Genomic DNA, 18,694 nt, shown 5'->3' on the forward strand with positions numbered 1-18,694 from the left:
TCGACGACAAGCGCCAAACCGGCGCGCACCACCACTTCACCTGCGCCACCACACTGCGCGCCACGCAATCCGCCGCGCTGCAAGAGCTTCTCACCGAGGACATCGGCGTCCTCATCGCGCCGCCGGGCACGGGCAAGACCGTAATCGCCTGCGCCGCTGTCGAATCACGCGCCACTTCCACCCTCGTCCTCGTTGACCGCAAAGCCCTGGCCGACCAATGGCGCGACCGCATTCACCAGCACCTGTACTTCAAATGCGGCCAGATCGGAGGCGGACGAACGAAAACCACTGGAATCCTCGATATCGCCCTCCTGCCCACTCTTGCGCGCCGGGACAACATCGAAGAACTCACCGCCGGTTACGGATTCGTCATCGTCGACGAATGCCACCACGTCGCGGCCAGCGCCTTCTTCGCCGTTCTCAGCAGAATCCCGGCACGCTACTGGCTGGGCCTGACCGCAACACCCGAACGCCGCGACGGACTCGAAGACCTGATCTATCACCAACTCGGCTCGCACCACGTCACCATCGACACCCCGAGCACCGGACAGCTGCCCGTCGACGACTCCGATCTCCTGACACCGCATCCCGTTTTACGCCTGCATCCGACCCGATTCCGCTACTCGGGCGAAGCAGACCCAAGCGCACCAGGCGGAATGGCCGAGATCTACCGCGCGCTCGTCGCCGATCACGACCGACTCAACCAGGTTGTCGACGACGTCCTAGCCGCCGCCGGCGAGGCAGCCAACATCCTGGTCCTCACCACCTGGGTGGAGCACCTCAACGCCATCGCCGAACGGCTGCGACAAGCCGGCAACACCGTCACTGTACTTAGCGGCGGCATGAAAGCACGCGAACGCCGCCAGATCACCGACCAGCTCGCCAACCACACCCCCGAATCGGATCCACTGTTGATCGTCGGCACCAGCTCGTTCATCGGCGAAGGATTCGACTGTCCCGCCCTGGACACCTTATTTCTGGCAGCGCCGATCACATTCAAGAACCGCCTCGTGCAATACCTCGGCCGAGTCACCCGTCCCTACCCCACCAAGACCACCGCAACCGTGCACGACTACCACGACGACCTCACCCCAGTCATCGCCTCATCCCTCAAGAAACGCGCACCCGGCTACATCAAGATGGGCTTCCCGGACCCACGCCGACAAACCTGAGCGCAGCAAATCACGATTGACGTGAACCCATTCGTTCGCACCGTGACATCGGCCGCCTTCCCCCAAGCTGCGATCCACGGCGAACTCCCAGTTCACAGCCTCTGACGGCTGCGAACTCGATCTCGATGAGACCGCCGTGAGTAGCGGTAGCGTGTTTTCCCAGGTCGCTGACGGTTCTCGCGCTGGCGGCGCCTTGCGTGACGTTCATGCACGCGCACGTCGTTCGGCATCGCGCATAACGTCTGGTCCCAGCGTGGTCCCACGTGGGTGATCCGGCCCCGAACCGCTCGTGCGTCCTTGACGAAACGCGTGTGTACTGCCATTGTGAGTACATGACTTCAATGAAAGACGACCGGCTGCAGTTGCGGGTCGACGCGACCGCAAAACGGCGACTAGAAGAGGCGGCAAGCGAGGCACACCTCAGTGTCACGGCGTTCGTGCTGCAAGCCGCGAACCGTGCAGCCGACGACGTGCTCGCCGAACGACAGACCATCCACCTCTCCCCCAATGCTGCGGCCGCTTTTGCCGAAGCCCTCAACCGTCCCGCACAGGTCAACGAGAGGCTCGCGAAAGCATTGCAACGGCCGACGAAGTTCACCTGGCTTGACTGAGGTGCGGTTCCACCGGCCGACATTGCTTGACCTAGACAAGCACCACCGAAACGAATTCACCTCTGGCGAAACAACATTAGACGAATGGCTGCGTCGCTACGCCGGCCAGAACCGACGCGGCAACACCGCCGCAGTGTGGCTGATCACGGACGCGAATCATAAGGCCGTCTGCTACGCCAGCTTGTCGATGACCTCCGTCGATCGGTCCGCCAGCCCCAAACCTCTCGGTAAGGGCGCGCCGCGGCAGATTCCTGCGCTGTTGATCGGCCGTCTAGCGACCGACACTCGGGTGGCCGGATTCGGGCTCGGAACCGAGATGGTCAAGCACATTTTGGCTACCGCGGCCGAACTGAACATCAAGGCTGCCTGTCGTGCCGTCGTTGTCACCGCTCTCAACGCCGAGGCGTTCCGCTGGTGGCAGCGGTTCGGATTCGAACCGCTTGATGCCGACGAACCAGCCAACCTGGATCTCTATCTGTTGACCAAAGATATCGCCGAAACCCTGGCCTCCCTGTAAGACTCCAGCCATGGACAGCGTGGTTGAGCTGCATCTTCGCCAACTGATCTTCGAAAGACTTGCCGATATCGTGGCTGAGAATGGCGTTGTCAGTCGGGCCGAACTCGAACAGCTTCAAGTCGGAGACCAGCAATGGCGAGTTATTGACCGGAATCGCGGCATCCGGAACCCCAAAGAACTCCTGGCCACGTTGTCGGTGATCTCCAACCCCAAAGGCCCGTACGCAGATACGCAGGTAGGCGACTGTCTCTACGCTTACGACTACCGGGCAGGCAGCACCGACGGCGATAACCGGAAGATGCGGCGCGCCTTCGAACTCGGGCTGCCAATCATCTTGCTGCGCACCATCCGCCCAGGCATCTTCGTGCCGATCTTCCCTGTCTATGTAGTCGCAGACGATGCTGACAGTCGACGATTTATCCTCGCTCTCGACGAAAGCCTTCGCTTCGTCTCCAACCCACTGCAGCTCAAACCAGCCGAACGCGAATACGCCGAACGAATCGTGAAACAGCGCCTCCATCAACCGGAATTTCGAGGACGCGTCCTCCTGGCCTATCAAACACAGTGCACCGTCTGCAGCCTCCGGCATGGCAAGCTCCTCGATGCTGCCCACATCATCGGCGATACCAAGCAACACGGCCTGCCGATAGTCGAGAACGGTCTGAGCCTCTGCAAAATCCACCACGCAGCTTTCGACGCAAACTTGCTCGGCATCTCACCGGATTACGTCGTCCACATCAACCGTGCCCTCATGGAAGAAATCGATGGGCCGATGCTCCGACACGGCCTTCAAGAAATGGACGGCCAACTCCTTACCCTGCCAGCGAGAGCCTCTGACCGGCCCGGAGCCGATCGACTGGCCGAACGATTCGACGAATTCCGCGCTGCAGGATGACAGCCCCTCGAACAGCCACCCCCCTTGCTTGACCAACGGACAAGTGCGCCAGGAACGACGCGGTGTCCACGAATGGTGCTCCCAAAGCCGGGCTAACTGAGCCGATCGGCGGCGCATAGCCCAGGTCAAAGCGTACTTTCCTGCGTCGGGCTGACAGGATTTGAACCTGCGACCACTTGACCCCCAGTCAAGTGCGCTACCAAACTGCGCCACAGCCCGGTGCCGCCGAAATCACCGGCAGCAGGTCGACAGCCTACCGCAGACCGACCGTCAGCCGACCACGGCCCGCGCCCACGACGACGACTACCCTGTCGCGCAACGCTTTCGTCATTTCTCGAACCATGCGTTGACCTCCGCGGCCCAGGCCAGCAGAGCTTCGGCAAGTTCGGATTCGCGACCATAGAACCGCTGCGCCGGCACCGGCACGCTAGCCGCCACCAATTCCTCGGTCACCCCGGCCAGCGCCACCGCGACCGCGCAGATCCCTTCGGTCTGCTCCTCGCGGTCATAGGCCACGCCCTCCGCAGCGATCTGCGAGAGTTCATCACGCAAAGCGGCGGGCGAAGTGATCGTGCGCGGCGTCAGCGGCACCAGCCGACTGGGCAACGCCCGGGCCCGCAGCTCCGGCGACAGCGATGCCAGCAGCGCTTTGCCGTTCGCGCAGCAGTACAGCGGGAACGACTCCCCCACCGCGCTCATCGCCCGCAGGCGGCGCGGCGGGACCACCTGATCAATGAAGCTCGCTCGGTCCCCGTCGAGAATCGACAGGTCCACGGTCTCGTCCAACGACCGCGACAGCTCCGCCAAAAACGGGTGCATGTCCGTCACGACACTGAGCCGCACGCTGCCGGCCATCCGCGCGATCTCCGGGCCGAGCCGATACGGCCCCCGCGCCCCGCGCGAGGCCACCAGACCCTCGTCCTCCAGGGCGTTGAGGATCCGGCTCACCGTCGAGCGGGCCATGCCCACCCGCTCGCCGATCTCGGCCTGGCTCAGTCCGCCGGGGTGCGCCTGCAGCACCCGCAGGATCTCGGCCGCGCGGGCAATGACTTGGATGCCACCGCTGCGGGCATCTTCGACGGTCACAAGCGTTCTCCTGGAAGGTGCAGTAGCGCTTCGGTTTCCTCGACCGAGGCGACCGGCAGATCCAGGGCCTCCGCAAGTCGCACGGTGCGCGACACCAGCGCCAGATTGCTCGGCGCCAGTTCACCTTTGCGCAAATACAGCGTGTCCTCCAAACCGGTTCGAGCGTTGCCGCCCAACGCAAGTCCCATCGCAGTCAACTGCAAGTTGGCCCGGCCGATCGCGATGACTTGCCAGATCGCCCCAGGCGGAAGCCGGCGCACCATCGTGAGCAGATTATCGGCGGTGGCGGCCATCCCCCCGCGAACCCCAAGGACGATGCTGAATTGCAATGGTTCGGCCAGCAGGCCTTCCTGCCACAACCGCAGGCACGCCTCTAAATGCCCGGTGTCATAGATTTCCAGTTCCGGCGTGACGTCGAGCTCGCGCATCCGCGCCGCGAGGCGCCGCACCGCATCCGGCGGATTGCGAAACTCGCTGTCGGCAAAGCTCATCGAGCACGGGTTGAGCGTGGCCATCCGCGGGCGCAGCTCGACCAGTTTTTCGCGCTCCTCGAACGGCACCGTGAGCCCAACGCCGGTGGACATCTGGATCAGGATCGGGCACCGTTCGCGGATCAGGTCCATCACCCGGCGCCCGATGTTCAAATCAGCTGTGGACCGCTCGTTTTCGTCCCGCAGATGGATGTGCGCCACTGCGGCGCCGGCATGGTAGCCCTCCTCGACCGCGGCGGCGATCTCCTCGGGAGAAGTCGGCAACGCCGCGTTGTCGGCCTTGGTCGCGATGGGCCCAGTCGGCGCGACGGTGATGACGATACTCATGATGCCTTCCCCTGCGGATACGCGATGGCCACCAGCAACACTGCCTCTGAACCCGCCCGGTTCTGTATCGATCGGACTTCACCCTTGGCGAAATGCACGCTGTCGAGACGACCCAACACCGTTTCGCCTCCCTCGCAGGTGATTACGAGCTCGCCATCGATGACGACATACACGGTTTCCTCGCGGGCCGGCGCCTCCTCGGCGGTCCCGCCGGGCTTGTAGAGGGAAACACCGACCCAGAAGCGGTCGGTGTGGCCGGCCTCGTGCCCCTGAAGGCGCACGGTGCAGACACCGCGGTGCAACGGGGCGGAGTAGGCAGGCGCTTCGGCAGCCCTGGTCACGTTCATCGCTGCGCCCCCGCCTCGATGCGGTAGCTCCCAGTGGGATCGACGATCGCCACCAGTCGCACGATGCAGCCGTCGCCGCCTACCCAGCGCCACGGGAATGCGGCGAAGGTGACCCGCTTGCCGGTGACCTTGTCCAGGTCGCCGCCGACGTTCTCGAAGCCGTAGATGCCGTTGGACAGGATCGCCCGGTGACAGGGCTCCCACTCCGGGAAGTCATCGAGCACCTTGCGGCCGGTCTCCTCTTCGTATTCACGTACCGCCCAGGGCAACAGGCCGCCCTGCGCTTCCGCGGGGCCGTGCGGGGCGATCGCCGTGGCCAGCGGGTGGTCCAAGGCCTGGGTGTCGGTGCCGACGGCTTTAACCCCTTTGGCCGCAAACCATTCCCCGGATTCCTTGTAGAAACCCGGCGAGTACGCGTAGTACTCGGCGCTGTCGGCGTACTTGTGGTGCCAGCCAGTGTTGACGATGACAATGTCGCCAGCGCGGATCTCCGGCCCAGAAGAACTGGCCTTCTCCAAATCCTCGGCGGTGACGACCTCCCACTTGTTCTTCGGGATCGAGACGACGACCCCGGTGCCGAAGAACGCGCTCAACGGGATCTCGTCCAGGAACGGCGTGCCCTCGACTACATGGGCGGGCGCGTCGATGTGAGTCCCGGAATGCATTACAGTGGTGATCTTTTGAGTGAGGACCCGGCTCTTGGCCATGCCGTGCAGACGTTCGATCTTGACGTCCTCGAAGTACGGCCAGGCCGGCACCCCGTGACCCCACGGATGCGACAGGTCGTAGAACTCCAACTGGGACTCGGCTTGGCCGAGGGGCCAGGCGAATCTCATGGCTATGTCTCCCTTCTGTTTTCGAGTTGCTGATGGATGTGTTGAGCCAATCGAATGGCGGTGGCTTCGCGGGCCCCTTCAGGCCAGTCGAGGAAGCCGCGGCCGGTGCGTGCGCCGAGTTTCCCATCGGCCACCAGTTCGCGTAGCAGCGGACTGGGGTACGGGTCGTTGTTGAGGCTGGGGAGCACGGCGTCGTGGATGGCCAAGGTGAGGCCCAGACCGATGTAGTCGGCGTTCTCCAAGGGCCCGAGTGTCGCCAACCGCAGCCCAATCGTGTTGCGCACCACTAGGTCTACCGTCTCGGCATCGCACACACCTTCGGCGACCAGCGCGATCGCGTCACGCCAAAGAGCATGCTGCAGCCGGTTGCCGATAAAGCCCGGGACATCGCGCCCGGCCCGCACCGGCAGTTTGCCCGCCTGGGTCAGCAGGGCAATGACGCGGTCCGTCGTCTCCGCCGCGGTGCGCGCACTGGGCACCACCTCGACGACCGGGATCAGATCCGGCGGGTTCCAAAAGTGTGTCCCGATCGCGCGGCCGCCATCCCCGACCCGCTCGGTGACAGCCCCGATCGGCAACACCGAAGTGTTGGTGGCCAGCAAGGCATTTGGCGCAAGTCGGGCCAGTCGCCCGAAGAGTTCCTGCTTGACGGCGAGGCCCTCGACGATCGCCTCCACTACTAGGTCGGTGTCACGCACTGCCTCCGCCAGCTCGGCGTTCGCGGTCACCGAGCCGCGGCTAGCGCCGGCCACCGCTCCGGCTTCAGACGCTGCGGCATCGAGGATTCCAGCGTTGGTGTCGGTGATGACGACATCGAGGCCCGCCGAGGCCAGCACGCCGGCAATGCGGCGACCCATCAGGCCGGCGCCGACGACGGCCGCGCGCGAAAAGCCATGGGCCGTCAGCATGCGGTGTACCCGCCGTCCAGATACATCACCTGGCCGGTGTAGAAGCGCGACGCGTTGCTGAGCAGGTAGATCAATGCGCCGACGAAGTCCTCCGGCTCGGCGAATCGACGCAGCGGAATCCGGGCGAACATCGCCTCGCGGGTGGCGCGTCCCTTCTCGTCGTCGGCATACATCCATTCGGTGAGCTCCGACCGGAAAACCGTTGGAGCAAGGGCATTCACGCGAATGCCGTCGGCGCCCCACTCGGCCGCCAGAGTCTTGGCCAGCAGGTCGGTGGCCGCCTTCGAAGGGCAATAGGCGCTGTAGCCGGCGGGGTGGCCCAGCGCGCCCCGGACCGAGGAGACCAGCACGACGCTGCCTCCATCGCCCTGCTCGAGGAGCACTCGCCCGGCCGCCCGGCACACCAGCCATGAACCTCGAGCGTTAGCGTCCATCACTCGGTCGAAGTCCTCGACCGCCATCTCGGTGATGGGCGCGACATGGTTCATGCCCGACGCAACCAGGACCCCATCGAGGCGGCCATGGCGGGCGACGGCCGCCGCGACCATGGCCTGGGCATCGGCCGGGGTTTCGGGTCGGCGCGTGACCACCGCGGCGTCATCAATGCCGGCAGCGTCAACCAGTTCGGCCAGGCCCGCGGAGTTGCCGCCGGCCAGCGTCAGCCGGGCCCCGGCTTCCGACAGCGCCCGGGTCGCGACGCTGCCTAACGCGCCCGTCGCGCCGGTGATCAATATCGACTTGTCCTGCACGCTGAACCGCGTCTGAGTCTCCGCCATTACGCCCCGTCTCCCGCGATACGGGTAGATGCACCCGTTATGCGAGAGATCGTATGGAGTCTAATGAAGCGGTGTCAACGAGATAATCCTGTGATGTAGCTTTCAGTGACCGTATTGTGGGATTTAGCCATCGCGGACAGGAGCCAGGTCGCCGAACGTGCTCTGAGGGCCAAAAGTTGGCCTGATTTCCGCCACCAGAGCACACTCGGCGGCAGGACGGCTCGACGCCAGGCCCGAACGCAAAAACTCAGCGTCGCCTGGACCGCTTTTCGCGGATCCGCACGTTGATCCGGATCGGGCTGCCCTCGAATCCGAACGTCTCGCGCAGCCGCCGTTCCAGGAACCGGCGGTAGCCGGCCTCCAGAAAACCGGTGGTGAACAGCACGAACGTCGGCGGCCGCGCGGTGGCCTGGGTGGCGAACAAGATCCGTGGCTGCCTGCCGCCGCGCACCGGGGGCGGCATGGCTGCCACCACCTCTTTGATCCAGGTGTTCAGCGGGCCGGTGGCGATCCTGGTGTCCCAGGATGCCAGCGCACCCTCCATCGCGGGCACCAGCTTCTGCACCGCCCGCCCGGTCTTGGCGGAGATGTTGACCCGCTGCGCCCAGCGCACCTGTACGAGTTCGCGGTCGATCTCGCGGTCCAGCAGATCACGGCGGTCCTCGTCGACGAGGTCCCACTTGTTGTAGGCCAGCACCAACGCCCGCCCGGCCTCGATCACCATGGACAACACCCGCAGATCCTGCTCGGTGATCGGCTGCGACGCGTCGATCAGCACGATCACCACCTCGGCCAAGTCGATGGCGCCGCGCGTGCGCACCGACGCGTAGAACTCGTGCCCGCTGGCCTGACCCACCTTGCGCCGCAGGCCGGCGGTGTCGACGAACCGCCAAACCTTGCCGCCCAGCTCGATCAGCGAATCCACCGGATCGACCGTCGTCCCCGCGACTTCGTGCACTACCGAACGTTCGTCGCCGGCCAGCTTGTTCAGCAATGAACTCTTGCCCACGTTGGGCTTGCCGACGAGGGCCACCCGCCGGGGACCGCCCCCACGCGACGCCGATTCGGCCACCTCGGGCAGCGCGGCCAGCACCTCGTCGAGCAGGTCGGCCACGCCGCGACCGTGCATCGCGCTGATCGCATACGGCTGACCAAGTCCCAGCGACCACAATGTCGCGACGTCGGCTTCGCCCTTGTCGCTGTCAACCTTGTTGGCCGCCAAAAAGACTGGCTTACCCGAGCGAAGCAGGATGCGGGCGGCGTCCTCATCGGCGGCGGTGGCGCCGACAGTCGCATCGACCACCAGGATCACCGCGTCGGCGGTACGCATCGCCACCGACGCCTGCTCGGCCACCAGCTGTTGCAGTCCCTTGGCGTCCGGCTCCCATCCTCCGGTGTCCTGCACCACGAACCGGCGTCCGATCCACAACGCATCGTAGGAGACCCGGTCCCGGGTCACGCCGGGCACATCCTGCACCACCGCTTCGCGACGGCCCAGGATCCGGTTGACCAGCGTCGACTTGCCGACGTTGGGCCTGCCGACCACCGCAACCACCGGCGGCGGGCCGGGCTCGGAGTCGTCGGACTCGTCGAATTCGTCTAGCTTCCAGTCGCTTTCGTCCGACCAGGTGCCGTCCTGGCTCACCGCACCGCTCCGCTTCGCTGCGTGACCAACTCCCGCAGGTGAGCGATCACTTCGCCCTCGGTCATGTCGCTGGTGTCGACGACCACCGCATCCGAAGCCGCTCGCAACGGCGACACCGCCCGCGTGGAGTCGAGGTGATCGCGGCGTCGCACATCCGCCAGCACACCGTCGTAGTCGTCGGGAAGCCCGGCGGCCACGTTCTGGTCGTTGCGGCGGCGGGCGCGTGTTTCGGCCGACGCGGTCAGGAAGATCTTCACCGGCGCATCGGGCAACACCACGGTCCCTATGTCGCGGCCCTCCACGACGACGCTGCCCGATCCCTCGGCCAGCTGTCGCTGCAGTTCGACGAGTCGGGTGCGCACAGCGGGAACCGACGACACCGCCGAAACCGCCCGGGTGACCGCGTCGCCCCGGATCTCCGACGAAACATCCTCTCCGGCAAGGTAACAGCGGTCCTCCTCGGGGTCGTAACCCACCGACAACTCGGCGACCGCCGCCGTCGAAGCGACCGCCTCGGCGTCCGCCGGGTCGATCCCGGCGCGCAGTACCGCCAGCGTCACGATCCGGTACATCGCCCCGGTATCCAGATAGCGGGATCCCAGCTCACGCGCTAAACCCCTTGATACCGAGGACTTTCCGGTCCCGGCCGGGCCGTCGATCGCAACCACGACCCCAGTCACAATCCCACCGCTTTGTAGAGTTGCCCGATCTCCTCGTGACTCAACGCCCGGAAGCTGCCCGGCCGCTGCTTTCCCAGCGACACCGCGCCGATTTCGGTGCGCACCAGCGACTCGACCGGAAAGCCCGCCGCGGCCAGCAGCCGGCGCACGATACGGTTGCGTCCCTCGTGCAAGGTCAACCGCACCAACGTCTTTCCCGGAATGGCGTCCACCACCGCGAAGTCGTCGACCCGCGCCGGACCGTCGTCCAACTCGATCCCCTCCCGCAGTTTTTTGCCCAGCCCGCGCGGCACCGAGCCCGTCACCGTCGCCAGATAAGTCTTGGGTACCTCATGGGAGGGATGCATCAATCGGTGCGCCAGCTCGCCGTCATTGGTCAGCAGGATCAGTCCTTCGGTGTCGGCATCCAACCGCCCGACGTGAAACAGCTTCTTATTGCCGCGCACCCGCCGCTCGACCAAGTCGCCGATACACGGCCTGCCGCGATCGTCCGACATGGTCGAGTGCATCCCGCGCGGCTTGTTCAGCGCGAGGTACACCAGTGAGTCGTCCAACACCACCCTGGCCCCGTCGACGCGGATCACCGACACGTCCGGGTCAACCCGGGTGCCCAGCTCCGTCACCAGCTGACCGTCCACCTCGACGCGGCCGTCGATGATCAGCTTCTCGGCCGCCCGGCGGGACGCAATCCCGGCCTGGGACAACACTTTCTGCAGCCGGACGCCCCGGGCGTCCTCGGTGTCGCGGTTCATCAGTCCCGGTCCACGTCGAACGACATCGCCTGCTCCGTCTGGCCGCCGTTGAGTTTGATGAAACGCGGCTCGCTGTCCAGGTTTTCACTCAGGTCGTCGATGGTGTCGACGTCGGGAAGCAATGGCGCGATGTCGGGCAACTCGGCCAGCGACGACAACCCCAGGCGCTCCAGGAACAGCTCGGTGGTGACGAACGTCGCCGCCCCGGTATCGGAGTCGGCGCCGGCTTCGGTGATCAGACCGCGCGCCAACAGCGTGCGCATGACCGCGTCCACATTGACACCGCGAACCGCGCTCACCCGTGCCCGCGTCACGGGCTGGCGGTAGGCGACCACGGCCAGCGTCTCCAGCGCGGCCCGGGTGAGCTTGGATCGCGCACCGTCGAGCAGCAGCTTCTCCACATACGGGGCAAACCGGGCGCGCGTGTACATGCGCCAGCCCTCGCCCGTTCTGCGCAGGTCGATGCCGCTGTCGCGTTCGGTGAGCTCGTCGGCCATCTGCTGCAGCTTGGCGGCGATTCGGTAGACGGGTTGCTCGGTGGCCGCGGCCAACGCCTCAGCCGTCACCGGGGTGTCTACCACCAATAGCAGCGCTTCCAGCACGGAGGTCAGTTCGTCTGGATCCAGCTCCGGGGGCTCGGCAATGTCCGGGATGTCCAGACCCAGATCGGGCACTTCGGGTGCATCGGGGTCAGGTGATTGGTCAGTCATTCGTCTCGCACTTCGCTGGTCGGCCGTTCTCCGGTCCACGAAACCTGGAGCACGCCAAGCGGCTCGGACTGCTCGAATGCTACCGTCCGGGATCGATACAACTCGAGCAGCGCCAGGAAACGCCCGACGACCTCGATCGGCGTCCGACAGTCGGCGACCAGCTCGGAGAATGAGGCCCAGTAGCCGCTGCCCCGGGATTGCAGCATCCCCAGCAGGTGTTTGGCCTGCTCGGCAACCGAGATCTTCACCTCGTGCAGATGCTCGGTGCCCACCGTCGGGACTGGTCGCGGAACGAACGCGATCGCGGCGATCTGGGCGAACCGTTCGGCGTCGACGCCGAGCATCACCTCGGGCAGCAAGTCGGAGAACCGGTCTTCCAGCGCCACCGCGCGCGGATAGCTGCGCAGCGCGGTGGCCTCCAGTTCGGCGAATATCTGCGCGACGTGCTTGAACGCCCGGTATTGCAGCAGCCGGGCGAAGAGCAGGTCACGCACCTCGAGCAGCGCGAGGTCCTCTTCCTCGTCGACCTGTCCGGCCGGCAGCAGCCGGGCAGCTTTCAGGTCGAGCAAGGTCGCGGCGACGACCAGGAACGCGGTGGTCTCCTCCAAACCCAGCTCGGAGCCGATCTGGCGGGTGTAGGCAATGAAGTCGTCGGTAACCCGGTGCAGCGCGACCTCGGTGACGTCGAGGCGGTGGGCGAAGATCAGCTGCAGCAGCAGGTCGAACGGCCCCTCGAAGTTGGTGAGCCGGACCCGGAAACCGTTTTGGGGTGTCGTCTCACCGTGCTCGACGGCGTTCACGCGCCGAATCGGTGGATGAACTCGCGGGCCAGCGACCGGTAGGCGATGGCGCCACCGGATTTCGGCGCCCAGGTGGTGATGGGCTCGCCCGCGACGCTGGTCTCGGGGAAACGAACGGTGCGGGTGATCACTGTGTCGAACACCAGGTCGCCGAAGCGCTCCACGACGCGGGCCATGACCTCCCGCGAATTCACGGTCCGCGGGTCGTACCGGGTGATCAGGATGCCGCTGATGTCCAGCTTCGGGTTGAGCCGGTCGCGCACCTTGTCGACGGTGTCGGTCAGCAGCGCCAGACCACGCAACGAGAAGAACTCGCACTCGGTCGGAATGACCACTCCGTCGGCACAGGCCAGCCCGTTGACGGTGAGCAGGCCCAACGACGGTTGGCAGTCGATCAGCACGTAGTCGTAGCGGTCCAGCACCGGGTGCAGCGCGCGGGCCAGCGTCTGCTCCCGGCCCACCTCGTTGACCAGCTGGATCTCGGCGGCCGACAAGTCGATATTGCTGGGCACCAGATCCATGTTCTTGACCCGGGTGTGGATCAGCACGTTGTCGATCGACACCCGTGGCTCAACCAGCAGGTTGTAAATGGTCTGGTCCAGTTCGTAGTGCGGCACGCCCAGGCCGGCCGACAGCGCGCCCTGCGGGTCCAGATCCACCAGCAGCACCCGCCGGCCGGTCTCGGCGATCGCGGCGCCCAGGTTGATCGTCGAAGTGGTTTTCCCGACGCCGCCCTTCTGGTTACACATCGCCACGACCTTGGCCGGGCCGTGCGACGTGCGCGGCTCGGGCTCCGGGATCGCCCGCGGCGGCCGTCCGGTGAGACCGATCTCGGGAGCGGCGTCGGGGTGGTCGGTCATGCCCGTCGACGTGTTCGGGAGGTGAACATCGCAGGAAAGTCTAACGGGTCCGCTCGCTTGCATCGGGCGACCCGCAGGCAATCTACGCAGCGAATACTCGTGAGGAGCCGACTGCCAGACGCCTGGTCGCCGAGTCTTTACCGGCGGTAAGCAGTTTGGTCCCGATGACGGCGACCAGATACATGACCAGCAGACGGAACACCTGCATCGTCACCACGATCGGACCGGCTCCCGAGTCTGCGGCCGTGGCCAGCACTGCGTAGATGCCCCCGGGAGTCGTCGCCAGGTATGCCTGCGAGAACGACAACCCCGTCCACGACGACACCAACAGCGCCAACCCGAGGCATCCGCCGATCGTCACCGCAATGAACGTGCAGGTCAGCGGCATCAGCCTGACGAATCGCCGGATGGCGCCGCGGGTGAACGAGCCGCCGGCCTGCCAGCCGATCACGACGTAGGCGGCGACGTTGACCGCGGGCGGCAGCCCCAGGGCGAAATGGTCGTGTGTAGCGAATGCGATCGGCAACCCGACGAGCATGGGTCCCAGCAGAAACGGCGCCGGCCATCTCAATTTCACCGCGGCATATCCGGCGCCGCAGATGACTGCCGCTGCCGCGGCTGAGGTCAGCACCGAGACAGCACCCCCGGGTGCGACAGTGGGTGCCGCGCCGGCCAGTTGCACGACGACGGGCAGGGTCATGGTCACCACCACCAGTCGCAGGTACTGCGACAGCGCGACATAGCGATGGTTCACCGGTAGGTCCGGCGCCATGGTCGAGATGCCGCTGGCGCCACCGGCGAGGGTGGACAGCAGCGCGGTCGCCGGGGACAGCGTCTTGGCGACCCGAACCAACACCAGCGTGCACAACAGGCAGATGATCAGCGTGGCGCCCGAACACACCGCCGATACGCCCAAGTAGTTGGCCATCGTCGGCGCCGCCTCCGCAGCCAGCGGCGCGGTGGCCAGCAAGCCGACGCACCCTTGCGCCGGGCGCAGCACGACGCGGGCGGGGGCCAGCTGACGGCCCGTCATCAGCGCCACGCCCCCCGCACTCACCAGCGCGGCGATCAGCCACCCCGATGGCACCTGCAACGCCGAGAACAGCCCGCCCGCTGCTGCCGTCAGGATCAGCGCCCACATCCAGACCCGCACTCAGCCCGTCTTTCTGCTCAGGTCGGCAAATACGTAGCCGTCGAACAACTTCCGCGCAGTGCTGCGCGTTGCGGCGCACAGCCCGAGATCAGCTCCGGGACGGGTGATTTCGATGCTCATCGTGCCCGCGGGATGTTCGATGGCGATCGGACCGGCCGTGAACGGCCGGGCCAGCAGGCGCGCGACCACCGTCTCGCGGACCGTGGCCGCCGTCGCCAGAGCGATGGCACCGGAAACCGCATGGGTGGGATGGCAGCTATCCGGCACGAAGTAGCGTGAACGGATATCGGCGCCTGTGGATTTCGATACCAGCATGGCTTTCGGAAGCACACACCCACCGGCGTCGCCCAGTCCCATCGCCAATGCCGCACGCAGACGCACGGATTCAAGTCGCTCCAGCATTGCGCGATCGCCGTTGAGTTGCTGCGGCGATTCATCACCGGCCACCCCGAACTCGCCCGCCTCGGCGATGATCGCGCACACTCCGGCGTCGATCGCCGTAATCGTGGCTCCCCCAACGTGATCGACCGGACTCCCGGTGGGGAACAACGCCCCGGTGCGGCCGCCACAGAAGTCGCTGAACACCGTATCGATCGGCGCCGCGCGCCCAGGCACCCCGCCGATCTGCCAGCCGCCCCGGTAGTTGACGCGCCCACCGGGCGTGGGAACCGAAACGATCACCGTCGCATCGGTATTGACCAGGTACACCCGCATCACGGTGTGCCCGTCGGCGGCGACGACGAGACCCCGTTCGATCGCGAACGGCCCGACGCCGGTGAGCAGATTTCCGCACGTCGGCGTCCAGTCCACCCGCATGGTCGCGATATCAACCTGAGCGAACAGATAGTCGATATCACAATCCCGCCGGCTCGACGGACCGACGATCGCCACCTTGCTTGTCGTCGAGCTGCCGCCACCGAGGCCGTCGATCTGACGGCGATCCGGGGACCCCATGATCGCGGGCAGCAACACATCCGGGTTCAGGCCCGTCTCGTCGAGATCCGACTTGAGCAGATAGACCCCTTTGGACGTACCGCCGCGCATCATCATGGCGCGCAAGGCGATCATTTCTCGGGCAGCTGGTGGCGCATGTGGATGAGTAAAGGGCGCGAACAGCCCGGCGGTACTCACCAATTCACAGGCCTTGACAAAGCTTTGTTCAGCATGCCTTAGCTGCGACAACCGGACTCAGGTCAAAGTCAGGGAAAGCGGTCGAGCCGAGACGCCTATTGTTGATGTCATGAGCCTGAAGCGACGGAACCCACTGTTGCGCTGGTCGGTGTGGCGGATGGGCCCGGCAGCCCGCAACTTCAGTACCACTGGTCAGGTCGGTGACGGACGCGAAGCGGCGCTGGTCGACTTCGTCGTCAAGAACGCCCAGGCCGGCGACATCGACGACGTCCTGGCCACCATCGACAAATTCGCGTACGAAAAGTCGTGGCTAGTCAACATCGGTGACGAAAAGGGGCTGTTGCTCGACGCCGCGGTACACAGCGCCAACCCGGAACTGGCACTCGAATTGGGCGCCTACTGCGGATACAGCGCACTGCGGATCGCGCGCACCGCTCCACAAGCCAAGCTGTACTCGGTCGAACTGTCCGCAGCCAATGCGGCCAACGCCCGGCGGATCTGGGAGCATGCCGGGGTAGCCGACCGCGTGACATGCGTTGTCGGTACCATCGGCGACGGCGGCGACACGTTGGACACCCTTGCCAATGAGCACGGATTCACCACTGAAGCACTGGATTTCGTGTTCATCGACCACGACAAGGATGCCTACCTGCCCGACTTGCTCAGCATCGTCGACCGAGGCTGGCTGCACGCGGGCTCGATTGTGGTCGCCGACAACGTCAAATTCCCCGGCTCGCCCAAATACCGCGAGTACATGCAACAGCACCAAGGCCAGCACTGGCAGACCATTGAGCACAAGGCGCACGTCGAGTACCAGAGCATGGTCTCCGACCTGGTGCTCGAATCGGAGTACCTGGGCTAGGGGCCGCCGCCGACTATTGAGCCCGCGGATGGGCGCCGGCCCACACTTCGCGCAGCGCATGCACGGTGACCAAGGTGTAGATCTGCGTCGTGGTCACCGAAGCATGACCGAGCAGCTCCTGCACGACTCGCACATCAGCGCCGCCCTCGAGCAGATGCGTGGCAAAGGAATGCCGCAGTAGGTGCGGCGACACACCCGAGGTGATCCCCGCGCGGTCGGCCGCGTCCTGCAGGACTTGCCATGCGCTCTGCCGCGACAACCGACCACCGCGGGCATTGAGGAAGATGGCCGGCGTGCCACGGCCCCGGCGAGCGAGCTCCGGACGTCCCCGCACCAGATAGGCATCCAGCGCTTGGACGGCGGGACGCCCCACCGGCACCAGCCGCTGCTTGCCGCCCTTGCCGCGCAGCAGCACCGACCTGGCCTCGGTATCGATGTCATCGACGTCGAGGCCGACGGCCTCGGAAATCCTGGATCCGGTGGAATACAGCAGTTCCAGCATCGCCCGGTTGCGCAATGTCAGCGGGCCGTCGGCCGGGCCCCCGGACGTCGAGCCGCCCGCACCCTCCAGCAGGGCCAGCACCTCGTCGATGGTCAGACTCTTGGGCAACCGGCGCCCCGGCGTCGGCGGCCGCACGGCCCGCGCCACGTCCAGTTCGGCGAGCCCCTCGGCAGCGGCGAACCGATGCAAGCCGCGCACCGCGATCAGCGCCCGGGCCGCCGACACCGCCGACAGCGCCGCTGTGCCCGAGTCTGGATCCCCGCGGCGCAGCGCGACCAGGAATTCGCTGACGTCGACCTCGACCACCTTGGCCAGATCCTCGATTCCGCGGTCCGACAGGTGCTTGCAGTAGCGGCGCAGATCGCGCCGATAGGAGCTCAGCGTGTTGGCCGCCACGCCGCGCTCGATCGTCAGATGGTCGAGGTAGCCCTGCAGCTGCGACTCCAAAGCGAACGTCGTCATCGCTCGGCCTGCCGCGCCGCGAACGTCGTCGGCCGGTCCTTCCAGGGGCTATCCAGCGGCCGCGGCTCCGCGAACCCGGTGGTCACCGCGTGTGCGGCCAAAATCCCGGCAACCGCAATGGCATTGACGATCTCGCCGTTGAGCACCTTGCCGGCAGCCTCGGCCAGCGGATACCACCGCAACGTCATGTCGGCTTCTTCGTCGTGCGCATCGGGCCGGTCGACCTCGCTGAGTCCGGTGGCCAGAAATACCCGCACCGATTCGTCGCTGAAGCCCGGCGTCGAATCGAGATCGACAAGCACCTGCCAGGTGCTGGCCCGCAGGCCGGCCTCCTCGTGCAACTCCCTGGCCGCGGTGAGATGCGCCGGCTCGCCATGGACGTCGAGCAACCCGGCGGGCAGCTCCCACAGCCGGCGACCGAATGCGTGGCGGTACTGATAGACCATCGGGATGTTGCCGTCGTCATCCAGCGCCACCACGGCCACCGCACCGAAGTGCTCGACGACTTCCCTGGTGACCACTTTGCCACCCGGCATCCGGACCTGGTCCCGGCGCAGTGCGAAAATCTTTCCGCGGTGCAGGGTTTCGGACGCCGTCGTCTCGAAAACGTGCTCACCCACGCGCAGCGGGCTCAGCTAGCGGCTGCGCGACGCCGTCGCGGCGCTGGTTGCCGTTGGACCCTTGCTCGGGGATCGCGGGGATCTCCACGGGCAGCTGCTCGGCCTTCTTGTAGTCGATGGCCGCCCCGACGAACGCGACGAACAGCGGGTGCGGCCGGGTGGGCCGGCTCTTCAGCTCGGGGTGGGCCTGGGTGCCAACGATGAACGGATGCACGTCGGGCGAGTATTCGACGAACTCGGCCAGATGGCCGTCGGGCGAGGTTCCCGAAATCCTCAACCCGCTTTCGGCGATCCGGTCGCGGTAGGCGTTGTTGACCTCGTAGCGGTGCCGGTGCCGCTCCGACACCTGGGTCGTCCCATACGCTTGGGCCACAATCGAATCCGGCTCCAGGACGGCCGGATAGGAGCCGAGCCGCATGGTGCCGCCGAGATCCGCTTCGCCGGCCACGATCTCCTTCTGATCGGCCATCGTAGAGATGACGGGATCCGGTGTGGCCGGTTCGAATTCGGCCGAATTCGCCTCGGTGAGGCCGACCGAGCGGGCCGCCTCG

At 66.0% G+C, this 18,694-nt stretch carries 22 protein-coding genes and 1 tRNA gene; 5 read left to right on the forward strand and 18 right to left on the reverse strand.

Going from position 1 to position 18,694, the window contains the following annotated elements; translation table 11 throughout:
* The 4 genes from VML93_RS15985 to VML93_RS16000 form a co-directional block, all read left to right on the forward strand.
* Positions 1–1,172: DEAD/DEAH box helicase (locus VML93_RS15985; protein ID WP_325612072.1), on the forward strand; the 1,172-nt coding region annotated here is incomplete at its 5' end.
* A 341-nt stretch (positions 1,173–1,513) separates the two neighbouring features.
* The gene (locus VML93_RS15990) at positions 1,514–1,783 is read left to right on the forward strand and encodes a DUF1778 domain-containing protein (RefSeq protein WP_325612074.1); all 270 of its coding nucleotides are present in this window, start codon (positions 1,514–1,516) and stop codon (positions 1,781–1,783) included.
* Positions 1,680–2,300 (forward strand): GNAT family N-acetyltransferase, encoded by a 621-nt coding sequence (locus VML93_RS15995; protein ID WP_325612107.1) that lies wholly within the window; start codon positions 1,680–1,682, stop codon positions 2,298–2,300. The genes VML93_RS15990 and VML93_RS15995 overlap by 104 nt, the downstream gene beginning before the upstream one ends.
* 10 nt (positions 2,301–2,310) lie before the next feature.
* A complete protein-coding gene (locus VML93_RS16000) occupies positions 2,311–3,195 on the forward strand; it encodes an HNH endonuclease (protein WP_325612076.1) in 885 nt (294 codons plus the stop codon).
* A gap of 145 nt (positions 3,196–3,340) precedes the next feature.
* Here VML93_RS16000 and VML93_RS16005 read toward each other — a convergent pair.
* The 15 genes from VML93_RS16005 to VML93_RS16075 form a co-directional block, all read right to left on the reverse strand.
* Positions 3,341–3,414, reverse strand: a tRNA-Pro gene (locus tag VML93_RS16005).
* 108 nt (positions 3,415–3,522) lie between these two features.
* Positions 3,523–4,281 (reverse strand): IclR family transcriptional regulator, encoded by a 759-nt coding sequence (locus tag VML93_RS16010; protein ID WP_325612078.1) that lies wholly within the window; start codon positions 4,279–4,281, stop codon positions 3,523–3,525.
* On the reverse strand, positions 4,278–5,099 hold the full coding sequence (locus VML93_RS16015; RefSeq protein WP_325612080.1) for a 3-keto-5-aminohexanoate cleavage protein: 822 nt from the start codon (positions 5,097–5,099) through the stop codon (positions 4,278–4,280). The genes VML93_RS16010 and VML93_RS16015 overlap by 4 nt, the downstream gene beginning before the upstream one ends.
* A complete protein-coding gene (locus tag VML93_RS16020; RefSeq protein WP_325612082.1) occupies positions 5,096–5,446 on the reverse strand; it encodes a cupin domain-containing protein in 351 nt (116 codons plus the stop codon). Before VML93_RS16020 ends, VML93_RS16015 begins: the two co-directional genes overlap by 4 nt.
* The gene (locus VML93_RS16025; RefSeq protein ID WP_325612084.1) at positions 5,443–6,282 is read right to left on the reverse strand and encodes a cyclase family protein; all 840 of its coding nucleotides are present in this window, start codon (positions 6,280–6,282) and stop codon (positions 5,443–5,445) included. Before VML93_RS16025 ends, VML93_RS16020 begins: the two co-directional genes overlap by 4 nt.
* Before the next feature lie 2 nt (positions 6,283–6,284).
* The gene (locus tag VML93_RS16030; protein WP_325612085.1) at positions 6,285–7,190 is read right to left on the reverse strand and encodes a 3-hydroxyacyl-CoA dehydrogenase family protein; all 906 of its coding nucleotides are present in this window, start codon (positions 7,188–7,190) and stop codon (positions 6,285–6,287) included.
* Positions 7,184–7,966 (reverse strand): SDR family NAD(P)-dependent oxidoreductase, encoded by a 783-nt coding sequence (locus VML93_RS16035; protein ID WP_325612087.1) that lies wholly within the window; start codon positions 7,964–7,966, stop codon positions 7,184–7,186. Before VML93_RS16035 ends, VML93_RS16030 begins: the two co-directional genes overlap by 7 nt.
* A 247-nt stretch (positions 7,967–8,213) precedes the next feature.
* A complete protein-coding gene (der, locus tag VML93_RS16040) occupies positions 8,214–9,611 on the reverse strand; it encodes a ribosome biogenesis GTPase Der (RefSeq protein ID WP_325612089.1) in 1,398 nt (465 codons plus the stop codon).
* Positions 9,608–10,294, reverse strand: a complete 687-nt coding sequence (cmk, locus tag VML93_RS16045) for a (d)CMP kinase (RefSeq protein ID WP_325612109.1) — start codon at positions 10,292–10,294, stop codon at positions 9,608–9,610. The genes der and cmk overlap by 4 nt, the downstream gene beginning before the upstream one ends.
* Positions 10,288–11,043 carry a pseudouridine synthase gene (locus VML93_RS16050; RefSeq protein WP_325612090.1) on the reverse strand — a complete coding sequence of 252 codons (756 nt, stop codon included), beginning with the start codon at positions 11,041–11,043 and terminating at the stop codon, positions 10,288–10,290. The genes cmk and VML93_RS16050 overlap by 7 nt, the downstream gene beginning before the upstream one ends.
* Positions 11,043–11,753, reverse strand: a complete 711-nt coding sequence (gene scpB, locus VML93_RS16055; RefSeq protein ID WP_325612092.1) for an SMC-Scp complex subunit ScpB — start codon at positions 11,751–11,753, stop codon at positions 11,043–11,045. The genes VML93_RS16050 and scpB overlap by 1 nt, the downstream gene beginning before the upstream one ends.
* Entirely contained in the window at positions 11,750–12,562 is an 813-nt protein-coding gene (locus VML93_RS16060) for a segregation/condensation protein A (protein WP_414686372.1), read from the reverse strand. Before VML93_RS16060 ends, scpB begins: the two co-directional genes overlap by 4 nt.
* Positions 12,550–13,413, reverse strand: a complete 864-nt coding sequence (locus VML93_RS16065) for a ParA family protein (RefSeq protein WP_325612096.1) — start codon at positions 13,411–13,413, stop codon at positions 12,550–12,552. The genes VML93_RS16060 and VML93_RS16065 overlap by 13 nt, the downstream gene beginning before the upstream one ends.
* 82 nt (positions 13,414–13,495) lie before the next feature.
* The gene (locus VML93_RS16070; RefSeq protein ID WP_325612098.1) at positions 13,496–14,566 is read right to left on the reverse strand and encodes an AbrB family transcriptional regulator; all 1,071 of its coding nucleotides are present in this window, start codon (positions 14,564–14,566) and stop codon (positions 13,496–13,498) included.
* A complete protein-coding gene (locus VML93_RS16075; RefSeq protein ID WP_325612099.1) occupies positions 14,567–15,634 on the reverse strand; it encodes a PrpF domain-containing protein in 1,068 nt (355 codons plus the stop codon).
* A gap of 172 nt (positions 15,635–15,806) precedes the next feature.
* On the opposite strand from VML93_RS16075, the gene VML93_RS16080 reads away from it, so the two are divergent.
* Entirely contained in the window at positions 15,807–16,559 is a 753-nt protein-coding gene (locus VML93_RS16080) for an O-methyltransferase (protein WP_325612101.1), read from the forward strand.
* Positions 16,560–16,572: 13 nt separating this feature from the next.
* On the opposite strand, the gene xerD is transcribed toward VML93_RS16080, so the two are convergent.
* The 3 genes from xerD to VML93_RS16095 all read right to left on the reverse strand — a co-directional run.
* Positions 16,573–17,523, reverse strand: a complete 951-nt coding sequence (gene xerD, locus VML93_RS16085) for a site-specific tyrosine recombinase XerD (protein WP_325612102.1) — start codon at positions 17,521–17,523, stop codon at positions 16,573–16,575.
* Positions 17,520–18,143 carry an NUDIX hydrolase gene (locus VML93_RS16090; protein WP_325612103.1) on the reverse strand — a complete coding sequence of 208 codons (624 nt, stop codon included), beginning with the start codon at positions 18,141–18,143 and terminating at the stop codon, positions 17,520–17,522. The genes xerD and VML93_RS16090 overlap by 4 nt, the downstream gene beginning before the upstream one ends.
* The coding region (locus VML93_RS16095) for a glutamine amidotransferase-related protein (RefSeq protein WP_414686371.1) at positions 18,136–18,694 on the reverse strand (559 nt) is incomplete at its 5' end. The genes VML93_RS16095 and VML93_RS16090, both read right to left, overlap by 8 nt.

This window comes from Mycobacterium sp., from assembly GCF_035499775.1.
Classification (GTDB): domain Bacteria; phylum Actinomycetota; class Actinomycetes; order Mycobacteriales; family Mycobacteriaceae; genus Mycobacterium.